The following is a 12,040-nucleotide window of genomic DNA, read 5'->3' as shown; positions in this document are numbered from 1 at the left end:
GATGCGGGTGCTCTGGATCGGCTTAGCGCTGGCCATTTGCTTCGCCGGTGCCTTCCTCTTGATCAAGCCAGGCTGATAGGTCGGTCTGGGGGCAGCGCCTGAATGTCGCCTCCCTGGAGGCGTGCCAACGGCAGCAAATGGCGCGCGTCGGACGACGACCGAGGCCTCGATGACGAGCTGGGGGCGATCGTCGCACGAGAAGGTTGTCGATCAGGGGCCGGAACAGGCCGCGAAGGCGCCCATCGTCGCGCGTGCTCGAGACGATCGAGCGCTCCGGCGAACTCCTCTCGCGACATCACGCCCAGCGCGATGAGGATGCCGATCAGGGCCGCGGTAACGCCAGACTGATAGTCGCCCATCAGCAATGTGGATTCGTCAGCGGTCATGCGCTCGCTCCAATGTGGGCCTGACTCAGAACTCTTCCCAGCTATCGAGCGTCGGCGCCGCTGAGCCCCGGACCAGCATCGGGGCGCGGGTCATTGGGCGCGTCTTTTTGATCGCGCCGGGACGCTCGCGAGGCGGGCTGGACGCGGCGCTTGTCGCCGTGACCGCGCTGATTCTGAACCGTCCGACCATCTGGCGAAGCTCGCCTGCTTCGAACTTCAGGCTGGCGGACGCGGCGGTGGCCTCCTCGACCATGGCCGCATTTTGCTGGGTGACCTGATCCATCTGATTGACCGCGACATTGACCTCGTTGAGGCCGGTCGCCTGTTCCTTGGAAGACTGGGCAATCTCGGAGATCAGGCCGTCGATCTGGCCAACCTTCTCGACGATTTCGCCGAGCGCGCGGCCGGTTTCGCCGACCAGCTTCACGCCGCGTTCGACCTGCGAGCCGCTATTGGCGATCAGGGTCTTGATCTCCTTGGCCGCCTCGGCTGAGCGTTGGGCCAGAGCGCGGACTTCCTGGGCGACAACCGCGAAGCCGCGACCAGCCTCCCCAGCGCGGGCGGCCTCGACGCCAGCGTTGAGAGCCAACAGATTGGTCTGGAAGGCGATTTCGTCGATGACGCCGATGATGCTGGTGATCTGGCCCGACGACTTCTCTATCTCGCCCATGGCGGCCACGGCGTCGCCAACGATCTCGCCCGAACGAGCGGCGTCTGCCCGGGCGCTGGATGCCGCTGCCGAAGCCTGCCGGGCGCCCTCAGCGCTGCGATTGACCGTGGCGGTGATCTCGTCGAGCGCGGCGGCGGTCTCCTCGAGGCTGGCGGCCTGTTGCTCGGTGCGGCGGGAGAGGTCGTCCGAGGCTATAGAGATCTCGTCGGCGCCAGCGCCGACGCTGCCGGTGGCCGTGGTCACCGAACTCATGGTCTCGTCGAGGGCGGCCAGGGCGCGGTTGAGATCGTCGCGCAGTTTCTGGAACTGCGGATCGATCGGCTGGTCGAGCCGGCTGGTCAGGTCGTTAGCCGCCAAGCGCTCAAGGGCGGCGGCGATCTGGTTGACGGCGTCGACCCGCCCGGTCACCACCGTGGCGAATTTCACGATCTTCTCGACGCGGCCCCTAGGCCCGAACACGGGGTTGTAAGAGGCCTGGATCCAGACCTCCTGGCCGCCCTTGCCGACACGCTTAAACTCGGCGGCGACATATTCGCCCGCGTTCAACTTACGCCAGAAGTCAGCGTATTCGGGCGAGCCGGCGTAGGTCTTGTCGACGAACATCCGGTGGTGTTGCCCTTTGATCTCCGAGAGGCTGTAGCCCAGCGCGTCGAGGAAGTTCTGATTGGCGTCCAGAACCAAGCCGTCGGTGGAGAATTCGATGATCGCCTGAGCGCGGCTGATGGCGGTGAGCTTGGCTTCAAAATCCGCGTTACGCAGCTTCTGGTCCGTGATTACGGTGGCGACCTTCACCACGCGCTCAACCTTGCCCGAGCCGTTGCGGACAGGATTGTAGGAGGCCTGGATCCAGACCTCGCGACCGCCCTTGCCGATGCGCAGATATTCACGCGCATCGAACTCGCCTTGGCCGAGCTTGGACCAGAAGTCGCGGTAGTCTTGACTCGCTGCATACTCAGGCTCGACGAATAGGCTGTGGTGCTTGCCGACGATCTCGGAGAGCCCATAGCCCATGGCGTCGCAGAAGTTGGCGTTGGCGGACAGGATCTTGCCCGACAGGTCGAATTCGATCGTGGCGAGTGAACGATCCAGCGCCGCCAAGGTATGGGCCGGATTGCCATTCAAACGATTGCGTAACCCAATCACCGCGCTTCCTCCGAGGTCAAGCTTTCGCGCAAAGGAAGCGAACTGGGGTCAACGAACGGTAAAATTCGAAGGCGTGATTTGTCGCGGTCTTAGAAAATCGAGCCCGATTTGGGTTGCCTGTTCTCAATTAAAGGTAGCTATTTTCTGTTCAGAGAATTTGATGATGGAGAATATTGACCTGATTTCGCGCTATGCGGGAAACCCCCGACACGAACGTGAAGATTTCTAGCGACGATCTGCCGCATCGCATCGGGCCTGAGAAACGACCGGCTGATTTGATGACATCTACAGAGGAAGTTTGGCGCGGCGCGATTGGATGCTCTCGGCCCGAGGCGCGTGCGCCACCTGAGCGCCGAAGTCGTGTTCTCGGAGGTGATCCAAAGTCGGCTATTGGCGCGCCGGGCCCAGGAGCGTCGTGTTCTTGGCGCCGACGCAATGTCCGCAAATGATGCTGTGGACGGCTCTCCACCCCACCGGAAGCCTTAGCTTCCGGTTTGACCTGGAGGAGAGCCATGGGTCAGGTTGTCACGATCGGTTTGGACATCGCCAAGTCGGTGTTCCAGGTGCACGGGGTCGACGCGGAGGGCGCCGTCGTCATTCGGCAAAAGCTCCCGCGAGCGCGGCTGTTGTCGTTCTTCGCCAAGCTGGAGCCTTGCCTCGTCGGCATCGAGGCGTGCGGCGCATCCCACCACTGGGCGCGTGAGCTGATCGGCCTGGGTCATGAGGTGCGGTTGATGCCGCCCAGTTACGTGAAGGCCTATCTGAAGCGGCAGAAGAACGACATGGCCGACGCTGAGGCCATTTGTGAGGCGGTGACCCGGCCGACGATGCGGTTCGTGCCGGTGAAGTCGCCTGATCAGCAGAGCGTCATGGTCTTGCATCGGACACGGCTGGCTCTGACGCGCCAACGCACTCAATTCTCAAACGCCATTCGCGGACACATGGCCGAGTTCGGCCTGGCGGCAGCAATCGGCCGGGAAGGGCTCGGCAAGCTGGTCGAGGTGATCCTCGATAGCGCCGATGATCGTGTGCCGCGGGAGGCGCGCGTTTGCCTCACGATGCTGGTCGATCAGATCCGCCTGCTGAACCTGCAGATCCTGGAGACCGATCGCCTAATCCGGACCAGCGCTCGCGCAACCGAGGTCGGCCGCCGGCTGATGGAGATTCCCGGCGTCGGGCCGCTGCTGGCCAGCGCCATGGTCGCCGCCGTGGCCGATCCGGCGGCCTTCAAGACTGGCCGCAACTTGGCGGCCTGGATAGGCCTGGTTCCTCGACAGAACTCCAGCGGCGGAAAGGAGCGGCTTGGCGGCATCACCAAGCAGGGCGATCGATACCTGCGACAGATGCTAGTCGTCGGCGCCCTGGCCGTTGTTCGATACGTCCAGCGCAATGGCACGCGTCGACCGTGGCTCCTGCAGCTACTGGCGAGGCGAACGCCGAAGGTCGCGGCGGTCGCGCTGGCCAACAAGAACGCTCGGATGATCTGGGCGATCATGACCAGCGGTGAGCGGTATCGGGAGCCGCAGCCGGCTTAGAGACAGGTCCAGGGCCACGCTGCGGCCAACGAACTTGGGAAGGGCGGACCAGATGTAATGCGACAGCCGGTCGATACCGGAAGACGGGACAACCCACTCACGCCATCGCGCCTCGAGCGCGTGCAATTGGTAGGGACCCGTCTTCGCGGAAGGCATTATGGCCAGCGGTCATGCGTACCGCACCAACAGGTCGAACACATGGCCGCACCGACCAAGCCTCGCAGAACGTCAGATCACCCTTGCCAACGGGGAGCCGTCCACACATGGCGCGGGTCGGCCACGAGCGCGCAAATATCCTCTAACAAGCAGGTGCACAATCCCTGGGCGAAACGCCTTCCGTCAATAAAAAGTGGCTAATCCTCGACCGGCATGCGGAAGTAAATCGGGTCTCGCTCGCATCCGAACTGGCCGTCAGGGTCCCTTTATGGGCGCGCGCGATTTCTGAAGCGATGTAAAGGCCAAGCCCTAGACCTTGCTGTGTCGGCTTGGCCGCGGCCCGCTCAAAAGGTTGGAAAAGACGGGTAAGCGTCTTTCTAGGGATCTGCGGACCTTGATTGGCCACGGACAGTTCGAACACGCCGTTCACAGTCTTCGCCTCGACCGAAACGGGCGCGTCCCTGGCGCCGTGGGTCAACGCGTTGGCTAAAAGGTTCGAAAGGAGTTGAGCTAGCCGGGCGGGGTCGGCCGGCAGCGGCGTGGGAATATCGATGTCAGCCTCGACGACGCGCTCGGGATGGGCTGTCCGAAGTGCAGACACGACATCGAGAAGTGCGGACCCGACTTCGCTTTCGAGAGAAAGATCGACATTGAAGCCGCCGCCGAGACGTGCGCGTGCAAAATCCATCACGTCGGAAATTAGGCCGGCCATTCGCGCGGTGCTTGTCTCCATCTGTCCGAGGATCCAATCGCTCTTCGGTCCGGTCGGGTCTTTGCGAAGCAGGCGCACGCCACCTTCGATGGCGGCCAACGGGTTGCGCAGGTCGTGGCCGAGTACGGCGATGAACTGTTCCCGGAGTTCAGAGCCGGCTCGTTCATCTGACAGCGCCGCCTGGCTCACCGCGAGCTGGTGCTGATCCGCTAGCTTCTCACCAATCAATTCCGCGAAGATCTCAAAGGTCTCCTGCGCATCGCGATCCGTCAGCGGGGCCGGCTCCGGATCGATTGCGCACAGGGTCCCAAAGAACTCGCCGCGGCAGAAAATGGGGACGGCAATGTAGCTTTGCAGTCCGTACATCGCAGGTGTGGGATGATTGCTATAGATCGGGTCGGCCGCGACGTGGTCGATCACGACTGATTGGTGATGGTCGCGAACTTCGCTGCAAAGCGTCGTTTCGACCTTCAACTCGCCGCCAACCGGCAAGCCAAAGTTGATGTCGTCAGCCACCGCGCAGGCGACCCAACGATCGGCCGTGACCCGAGAGACGACCGCGTACCCCATCCCGGTTAGGCGACATATGTTCTGCAGGATTCTGGGAACGAGACCGATCGAGGCGATCGCCGCAATATCGTCAGCGATTTCCGTCATGCCCAGGTCCACCTCAAAGAATGGCGCGACGATGCTTGGCCTTTACGTGGAAGGCAAGACGCAACGCAGTCTCCTTGAAGATCGGTTCTGCCGCGACGACGGCGACTTCAAGGTCCACTTGCCGGAGCTGGGCCTAAGTCAGCTCCTGGCGCGACCACGCCGAAGAAGCAGACGCCGCGACCGACTGTAGAGGGTGGGTCGCGGTCGCACCGCACCAGAAGTCCGACATGGGTCGGCTAGGTATAGCGGCGCCGGCTCCGAAGGCTGACCTGGAGCCTGGCAGCCTTGGGCGGACGTTGGGCGCGTCAGCTAGGAGCAAGCAGCCTGGATCTGACGACCCAGACAGCTCGTAGCCCCTCTGCTTCCATCTAATTTGGAGCGTTCGCAACGCGGTTCGACGCCACGATGTCCGCGTGGGTGGGGTTTGCTCCAAGCTTTGAATACGCCTCCATCATCGCATCGCGCTTGGCCGGCGCCGCTCCGGGTTGGGCCAAGGCCAAGGCGGCGCGCGTCTCCTCCGCGTTCCAATCGCAGCAGTAGGCCGGCGTCGATGGCTGTTGGCGCCAGGAGTCGGCTAGGGCGCCGGCATCGACGGGATCGAAGCCCACGTCATTCACCAGGCCTGCGACGATGGTCTTCGCCTTCGGATCGTCACCGGCCATGGCGATGGCCAGACGGTCGCTCGCGCCTGCGGGGCGGCCGAGCTCGGCGAGGGAATAGGCGAGAATGTTGTTGAACGCCTTGACGATCGGGCGACCGATCTGACGTGACACCCAGACGCTTTCCGCCAGCCCGTCGTCGATCTCGGAAATTTGGGGGTCGCGCATGCCGGGGTAGTAGTTGCCGGTATCGATCACTGGCGCCGCCTCAGGCAAGTCGTCGAACAGGTCCTTTGGCAGGCCGGCGACGGCGGGAAACGGGATAGAGAGGATGAGGGCGTCCACGCCTTTCACGGCGCCTCTTATGTCGACAGGCGTCGCGCCGACCTCCTCGGCAAAGGCGCGCACGCCTTCGACGCCGCGCGAATTGGCGACACGAATCTGGTGACCCGCCGCGCCCAGCTTGCGGGCGAGCGCGCCGCCGATGTTGCCCGTTCCGATAATGCCGATCTTCATGGCGTTTCCTTCCGCAAGGTTGAGAATTTCAGTTCAGCGCATTGCGCGCGGATCGACGCCGTACTGGGCCGGCGCGCCGAGATGGTCGCGAAGCGTCGAGCCCGCGTAGTCCTGGTGGAAAAGACCGCGCTCCTGCAGAATCGGCACGACGCCATCGACGAAGGCGTCGATCCCATCATCGTAGATGTCGGGCGAGATCCAGAAGCCGTCGGCGGCGCCGGCTTCGAACCAGGCCTGCATGTGATCGGCCGCCTCTATGGCGGGCCCGACGATTACCGGGTGATAGTCGATCACCCCGTGGGCCAGCACATCGGTTAGGCTCCAGCCTTCGCGGGCGATCTTCAGGGCGTGAGCGGAGCGAGGGTCCTGGGGAGAGGGACGTGCGGCGGCGAGCTGTGCGGCTGACAGAGGCTCGTCGAGCCGGATGGCCTCGGTGCGCAAGCCGAGTATCTGCATCAGGTAGGCCGCGCGCTGCGGGAAGGTCCGCTGTGTCAGCGCGATCCGGCGATCCAGCGCCGTGCGCCTATCGGAGGCGATCGTGGTCATCAGGCCGGGAAAGTATTTGATCTCGTCGGGGTCACGTCCGGCGCGCTCGGCCGCGTCGCGGAATGCGGTTCTTTGCGCGCGGGCGTCCTCGATGCTGAACGCCGCCCCGATGACGGCGTTGGCGAAGCGGCCGGCCAATTCGTGACCGTTGGGACTTCCGCCCGCATGGACGATGACCGGCTGACCCTGTTCCGATGGAGGAATGTAAAGCGGTCCGCGTGAGCCAACGAACTGACCGCGCAGGTTGATCGGCGCGATCTCATCGGCGTTGGCGAACGCGCCAGTGGCTTGGTCGTGAACCCAGGCCTCTCTTCCCCAGCTGCCCCACAGGGCCTGCACCACCTGGATGGTCTCATGCGCCCGCCCATAGCGCTCAGCGCTCGATGGGAGCCGCGCGCCATAGTTGGCGGCGACGTCTTCACCGCTTGACGTGACGGCGTTCCATCCCGCGCGCCCGTGGCTCATCAGGTCGAGAGCCTTGAATTGGCGGGCAAGGTTGTAGGGCGCGTTGAAGGTCGTGGAACCGGTGGCGATCAGGCCGATGCGGTCGGTCTCTCGGGCCACTGCCGCAAGGGTGAGCATTACATCGAGGTTGAAGTGCGGAGGCTCGTTCTCGATGTCGGCCACCAGGCTTGGGCCGTCTGGCAGGAAGAGGAAGTGGAACTTACCGCGCTCGGCCGCTTGGCCGTGCCGAACCTTGGCGTCGAAACTCACATAGTTCGTCGGATCGACGCCAGGAGCGCGCCACGCGCCGGGCAGCGCGCCGTAGCCGTTGCCCAGGTGCATGCCCAGAATGATCTGTCTGGTCATGCCGGGCCTTGCGGCGCGAGCGCGAGGGCGTCGAGGGTGCGCCGAAGGTCCTCGAGACCCTCGTCGGTCAGCTCGCATGCCGTTTTGATCTGTTCGGTGACGCCACGGACCGCCGCGTCGAGGGAGCGACCGGTTGGCGTCAGATCGACCATGACCCGGCGTTCATCTTGGGTGTCGCGGGTGCGGGTTACCCGGCCCGCCGCTTCCAGGCGCTTGACCAGAGGCGTGATCGTCCCGGTGTCCATGTCCAACGCGCCGCCCAGGGCGCCGACGGTGCGCGGCCCACCGTCCAGCAACTCGAGGACGACGAGATACTGGGGAAAGGTGAGCTCCAGGGGCTCTAGGATCGGCTTGTGCAGGCGAACCATGCGGTTGGCGGCGCTGTGAAGCGCGAAGGAGAGTTGGGTTGCCGCGCTATGACGTGTCACGTTCAGTTCCTAGTGCGCTATTATCTAGCGCTCTAGATAATAGCTTTGGCGCGCACTTCAACCCGCCGCCCTGATCCGCGTCGTCGAGATGGCGTTCATCCATTCACAATGGCTGGCGCGACACCGCAATTGGTGTGGGCATGGGGCGGCAGGCGCGGGCTGCCAGCCGCCCCGCTGTCTCAGATCAGATGCGACATGCCCATCGCGCTGAGGAGACCGTTTTGAATCGGGGCAACGACCCCGTTCAACCGCTCGACGCCGTAATCCAGGCCCTCAGGCATGACGACCGTCCGCAATGGGCGACGTTCGGTGGCCTCGACCAGCCGGGCGATGGCGTCGGCGACCAGCTGGGGGCGTGGCGGATTGGCCGGATCGTCGCCGTCGCTGCCATGCGCCTTGATCTGGCCTGGGATCGCCGCGACCTCGCCGTAGGCCGCGAGCACGCCTTGGTCGGACGGTTCCGGGCTGGACGACAGAAGATTGCTCGGGAAGGGCCCTGGTTCGACGATGACCGAGTCGATACCAAAGCTCGACAGCTCGTAGCGATAGGCTTCGGCCAGCGCTTCGAGTGCGAACTTGCTCGCCGAATAGACGCCGAAAAATGGAATAACCACACGCCCCATCAGGGACGTGACATGGACGAGAAGCCCGCCGCCGGCGGCGCGCATGTGCGGCAGAACGGCGCGGTCGGCGCGCGCGGCGCCGAAGAAATTGACCGCGAATTGCCGTTCGACGTCCGCGGCCGTGTAGGCTTCCGTAACCCCGACGGGCATGACGCCGGCGTTGTTGATCAGCACGTCGATCTTTCCATGCTGTTTGATGACCTGGTCGATCGTCGAATTGACCGACGCCTCGTCGGCGACATCCATTTCGAGAACCTGCAGCACATGCCCTTCAACCTTCGCAGCCTCGATAAGCTCGCGGCGGACGGGGGCGTTTCTCCCAGCGATATCGCGCATGGTCGCCACCACGACATGCCCCCGCCGCGCAAGCTCGAGGACCGTCAGCTTCCCAAACCCGCTGCTGGCGCCGGTTACAACGACAATTTTTCCGCTCATCGATCTCATCTTTCCATCCAAGGGATATCGCGAGGCGATATAGACAGATCTGTCTGTCTTTGCAAACAGGCAATATACAGACTAGTCTGTTCCGCGGGGTGTGGCTTTGAGGCGCGAAGGGTAGGCATGGCCGAAGTTGTGGAATTTGCGGATCTGGAGGTGCTGCCGCTCGACGCCCTCGCCCCGCGAGAGCGGATCCTAAAAACAGCGTCGGACCTGTTCTACCGGTTCAGTGTCCATTCTGTGGGGATCGACCGCATCATCGCCGAAAGCGGTGTGGCCAAGATGACGTTCTACAAACACTTTCCGTCGAAGGCCAACCTCGTCGCGACCTATCTGCGCCATAAGAGCGCCGTGTGGTTTCAGATGCTTGAGACCGCGACCCAGCAACCTGGGCTCACTGCGCAGGAACGCATACTGGCGATCTTCGACGCGCTGGACGGACCCTTCCGCTCGCCCGCCTTCCGCGGCTGTCCGTTTGTGAAGGGCTTGGCCGAGTTCGGACCGGAGGCCGACACGCCGGACGTACAGGCGACCATCACCGCCTACTTCGAGGGCCTGCGCGAGCTTGTCGCCTCACTCGTCGAGCCCTTGGCCTTGCCCAAGCCTGAAAGAGCCGTGATCCAGATCCTGTCGCTGATCCAAGGCTCCATCGTCATGGCGCAAGCGTCGCGCGACCCTCTTCTGGCGGAGGCAAACCGCGAAGCAGCCAGACTATTGATCGAGGGGGCCGTGGGCACTGGAGCAAGTCACCGGTAATCCTGCGTTAGAACGGGCACGCCACGTTGGGATCAAGGAACAGGTGGCGCGCGAATGATCGCGTCGCGTGGTGACCATCGCGAAAGTCCGCAATGGGTCGATCTCGCCCGTGCGCTCGGCGCGCTGAACGTCTGCTTGCTGGAGAGATGCCAACGTCAGCAACTGGCGCACCATGGCATCCACTCTTCCGAAGACCGCCGTTTCCCTGTCTTTCTACGCTGCGGCACGATGGATCGATTTGGCTGTTGAGATTGCCCGAAGCGGGGTCTTCTTATTCATCCCCGTAAGCAACGGGGATCCGCCGTGGACTTTTCCGAGACAGAGACCGGACGCGAGCGCAGCCGCCAGATGCTGCGTACGGCGTTGGGGCCGCTGCTGCTGGCGCGGCTGGAGGATCCGGGCGTGGCCGAGGTCATGCTCAACCCCGACGGACGGGTCTGGATCGACCGCTTCGATGCGGGCCTGATCGACGCGGAGCTGTCGATCGGGCCGGCCGACGCCGAGCGGATCCTTCGCCTGGTCGCCCACCACGTCGAGGCCGAGATTCACGCCGGCCGGCCTCGACTGTCGGCCGAGCTGCCGGGGACAGGCGAGCGCATCGAGGGCCTGTTGCCGCCGCTGGTCACAGCGCCGACCTTCTCCATCCGCAAGCCCGCCAGCCTGGTCTTCACCCTGGCCGACTACGTCCGCGCCGGCGTGATGAGCCAGGAGCAGGGCAGGGTGCTGCGCGACGCGGTGGCCATCCGCGCCAACATCCTGGTGGTGGGTCCGACCTCGAGCGGCAAGACTACCTTGGTCAACGCCCTGCTGGCCGAGGTCGCCGCGTCGGGCGACCGGGTGATCATCGCCGAGGATCTGCGCGAACTGCAGTGCGCTGCGGAAAACCAGGTAGCTCTGCGCACGCGCGATGGCGTGGCCAGCCTCTCAGACCTGGTGCGCTCGTCGCTGCGGCTGCGCCCCGACCGGATCATCATCGGCGAGGTGCGCGGAGCCGAGGCCTTGGACCTGATCAAGGCCTGGGGCACCGGCCATCCCGGCGGGGTGGGGACCCTGCATGCGGGCACGGCTCTGGGCGCGCTGCTGCGCCTGGAGCAACTGATCCAGGAAGCGGTGGTCGTGGTGCCCCGCAGCCTGATCGCCGAGACCATCGACCTGATCGCGGTCCTGCAGGGGCGGGGCCGACAGCGCCGCCTGGCGGACCTTGCGCGCCTGGAAGGGCTCAGCCCCGACGGCGCCTACCAGCTCAGCCCCGCCTGAGAACCCGCCCCTAAAACCCCCCGGAGATTGCCTCGATGTTCACGCGAGAACCCTCGCGCCTGCGCGCACGCCTGCTCGCCGGCTCCATGCTCGACTGCCGCGGGGGCGTTCCGCCCCTGACCATCGCCGCCCTGCTGGTCGCCTCGTCCGCCAAGGCGGCCGGCTCCTCCATGCCCTGGGAAGAACCGCTGCAGCGAATCCTGGAGTCCATCGAAGGTCCCGTCGCCAAGATCGTCGCGGTGATCATCATCATCGTCACGGGCCTGACCCTGGCCTTCGGTGAGACCTCCGGCGGCTCGCGCAAGCTGATCCAGATCGTCTTCGGACTGTCGATCGCCTTCGCCGCCAGCTCCTTCTTCCTGTCCTTCTTCAGCTTTGGCGGCGGGGCGCTGGTCTGATGGCCGGCGATCGCGGACACAGGTTCGCCGCGCCGGTCCACCGAGCGCTTTGCGAGCCGATGCTGCTGGCCGGCGCCCCGCGCGCGATCGCCCTGGTCAACGGCACCCTGGCCGCGGCCCTGGGGGTGGGCCTGCGGCTGTGGGTGGCGGGCCTCGCGGTCTGGCTGGTCGGGCACGGTCTGGCGGTCTGGGCCGCCCGCAGCGATCCGCAGATCTTCGACGTCGGCCGACGCCACGTCCGGCTTCCGGCCTACCCGGAGGTCTGAGCCGTGCTCGATCTTCGGGAATATCGTCGCCGGCCGGCGCGTCTGGCCGACTTCCTGCCCTGGGCCGCCCTGATCGCGCCGGGCGTGGTTTTGAACAAGGACGGCTCGTTCCAGCGCACCGCTGAGTTCCGCGGGCCGGACCTG

General features: G+C 64.7%; 12 protein-coding genes. 5 read left to right on the top strand and 7 right to left on the bottom strand.

Features of this window, described 5'->3' with window-relative positions; genetic code table 11:
* Positions 1-62 precede the first annotated feature (62 nt).
* Together SGCZBJ_RS25430 and SGCZBJ_RS15580 are read right to left on the bottom strand one after the other, a co-directional pair.
* On the bottom strand, positions 63-386 hold the full coding sequence (locus SGCZBJ_RS25430) for a hypothetical protein (RefSeq protein ID WP_133149269.1): 324 nt from the start codon (positions 384-386) through the stop codon (positions 63-65).
* Positions 387-411: 25 nt separating this feature from the next.
* Positions 412-2,178: a methyl-accepting chemotaxis protein gene (locus SGCZBJ_RS15580; protein ID WP_240621531.1), complete on the bottom strand. Its 1,767-nt coding sequence runs from the start codon at positions 2,176-2,178 to the stop codon at positions 412-414.
* Positions 2,179-2,711: 533 nt separating this feature from the next.
* On the opposite strand from SGCZBJ_RS15580, the gene SGCZBJ_RS15575 reads away from it, so the two are divergent.
* A complete protein-coding gene (locus tag SGCZBJ_RS15575; RefSeq protein ID WP_101718910.1) occupies positions 2,712-3,734 on the top strand; it encodes an IS110 family RNA-guided transposase in 1,023 nt (340 codons plus the stop codon).
* A gap of 298 nt (positions 3,735-4,032) precedes the next feature.
* Here the strand turns inward: SGCZBJ_RS15575 and SGCZBJ_RS15570 are convergent, their stop codons facing one another.
* The 5 genes from SGCZBJ_RS15570 to SGCZBJ_RS15550 form a co-directional block, all read right to left on the bottom strand.
* Positions 4,033-5,259 (bottom strand): GAF domain-containing sensor histidine kinase, encoded by a 1,227-nt coding sequence (locus SGCZBJ_RS15570; RefSeq protein WP_101718913.1) that lies wholly within the window; start codon positions 5,257-5,259, stop codon positions 4,033-4,035.
* A 368-nt stretch (positions 5,260-5,627) separates the two neighbouring features.
* Positions 5,628-6,374, bottom strand: a complete 747-nt coding sequence (locus SGCZBJ_RS15565; protein WP_101718909.1) for an NADPH-dependent F420 reductase — start codon at positions 6,372-6,374, stop codon at positions 5,628-5,630.
* A gap of 33 nt (positions 6,375-6,407) precedes the next feature.
* Positions 6,408-7,730 (bottom strand): NtaA/DmoA family FMN-dependent monooxygenase, encoded by a 1,323-nt coding sequence (locus tag SGCZBJ_RS15560; RefSeq protein ID WP_101718908.1) that lies wholly within the window; start codon positions 7,728-7,730, stop codon positions 6,408-6,410.
* Positions 7,727-8,158 carry a MarR family winged helix-turn-helix transcriptional regulator gene (locus SGCZBJ_RS15555; protein ID WP_338065460.1) on the bottom strand — a complete coding sequence of 144 codons (432 nt, stop codon included), beginning with the start codon at positions 8,156-8,158 and terminating at the stop codon, positions 7,727-7,729. The genes SGCZBJ_RS15560 and SGCZBJ_RS15555 overlap by 4 nt, the downstream gene beginning before the upstream one ends.
* A 179-nt stretch (positions 8,159-8,337) precedes the next feature.
* A complete protein-coding gene (locus tag SGCZBJ_RS15550; protein ID WP_101718906.1) occupies positions 8,338-9,216 on the bottom strand; it encodes an SDR family oxidoreductase in 879 nt (292 codons plus the stop codon).
* A gap of 126 nt (positions 9,217-9,342) precedes the next feature.
* Between SGCZBJ_RS15550 and SGCZBJ_RS15545 the strand changes: the two genes are divergently transcribed.
* The 4 genes from SGCZBJ_RS15545 to SGCZBJ_RS15530 all read left to right on the top strand — a co-directional run bounded on the left by SGCZBJ_RS15545 (position 9,343) and on the right by SGCZBJ_RS15530 (position 11,896).
* Complete coding sequence (locus tag SGCZBJ_RS15545) at positions 9,343-9,975, top strand: TetR/AcrR family transcriptional regulator (RefSeq protein WP_101718905.1); 633 nt, start codon at positions 9,343-9,345, stop codon at positions 9,973-9,975.
* Positions 9,976-10,323: 348 nt separating this feature from the next.
* The gene (gene trbB, locus SGCZBJ_RS15540; protein WP_101718904.1) at positions 10,324-11,232 is read left to right on the top strand and encodes a P-type conjugative transfer ATPase TrbB; all 909 of its coding nucleotides are present in this window, start codon (positions 10,324-10,326) and stop codon (positions 11,230-11,232) included.
* Positions 11,233-11,318: 86 nt separating this feature from the next.
* Positions 11,319-11,630: a TrbC/VirB2 family type IV secretion system protein gene (locus SGCZBJ_RS15535; RefSeq protein WP_101718912.1), complete on the top strand. Its 312-nt coding sequence runs from the start codon at positions 11,319-11,321 to the stop codon at positions 11,628-11,630.
* Positions 11,630-11,896, top strand: coding sequence for a VirB3 family type IV secretion system protein (locus tag SGCZBJ_RS15530; RefSeq protein ID WP_101718903.1), 267 nt, complete (start codon positions 11,630-11,632; stop codon positions 11,894-11,896). Before SGCZBJ_RS15535 ends, SGCZBJ_RS15530 begins: the two co-directional genes overlap by 1 nt.
* Positions 11,897-12,040 lie beyond the last annotated feature (144 nt).

It is taken from the genome of Caulobacter zeae, from assembly GCF_002858925.1.
Taxonomy (GTDB): Bacteria; Pseudomonadota; Alphaproteobacteria; order Caulobacterales; family Caulobacteraceae; genus Caulobacter; species Caulobacter zeae.
The sequence above is the reverse complement of the archived record's forward strand: the minus strand, read 5'-3'. Positions and strand labels throughout refer to the sequence as shown.

What these genes read in the sequence shown, in the direction of transcription:
- SGCZBJ_RS15530 (WP_101718903.1), top strand. Translation starts at nt 11,630, where the DNA reads ATGGCCGGCGATCGCGGACACAGGTTCGCCGCGCCGGTCCACCGAGCG.
- SGCZBJ_RS15560 (WP_101718908.1), bottom strand. Translation starts at nt 7,730, where the DNA reads ATGACCAGACAGATCATTCTGGGCATGCACCTGGGCAACGGCTACGGC.
- trbB (WP_101718904.1), top strand. Translation starts at nt 10,324, where the DNA reads ATGCTGCGTACGGCGTTGGGGCCGCTGCTGCTGGCGCGGCTGGAGGAT.
- SGCZBJ_RS15570 (WP_101718913.1), bottom strand. Translation starts at nt 5,259, where the DNA reads ATGACGGAAATCGCTGACGATATTGCGGCGATCGCCTCGATCGGTCTC.
- SGCZBJ_RS15565 (WP_101718909.1), bottom strand. Translation starts at nt 6,374, where the DNA reads ATGAAGATCGGCATTATCGGAACGGGCAACATCGGCGGCGCGCTCGCC.
- SGCZBJ_RS15535 (WP_101718912.1), top strand. Translation starts at nt 11,319, where the DNA reads ATGCTCGACTGCCGCGGGGGCGTTCCGCCCCTGACCATCGCCGCCCTG.
- SGCZBJ_RS15545 (WP_101718905.1), top strand. Translation starts at nt 9,343, where the DNA reads ATGGCCGAAGTTGTGGAATTTGCGGATCTGGAGGTGCTGCCGCTCGAC.
- SGCZBJ_RS15575 (WP_101718910.1), top strand. Translation starts at nt 2,712, where the DNA reads ATGGGTCAGGTTGTCACGATCGGTTTGGACATCGCCAAGTCGGTGTTC.
- SGCZBJ_RS25430 (WP_133149269.1), bottom strand. Translation starts at nt 386, where the DNA reads ATGACCGCTGACGAATCCACATTGCTGATGGGCGACTATCAGTCTGGC.
- SGCZBJ_RS15550 (WP_101718906.1), bottom strand. Translation starts at nt 9,216, where the DNA reads ATGAGCGGAAAAATTGTCGTTGTAACCGGCGCCAGCAGCGGGTTTGGG.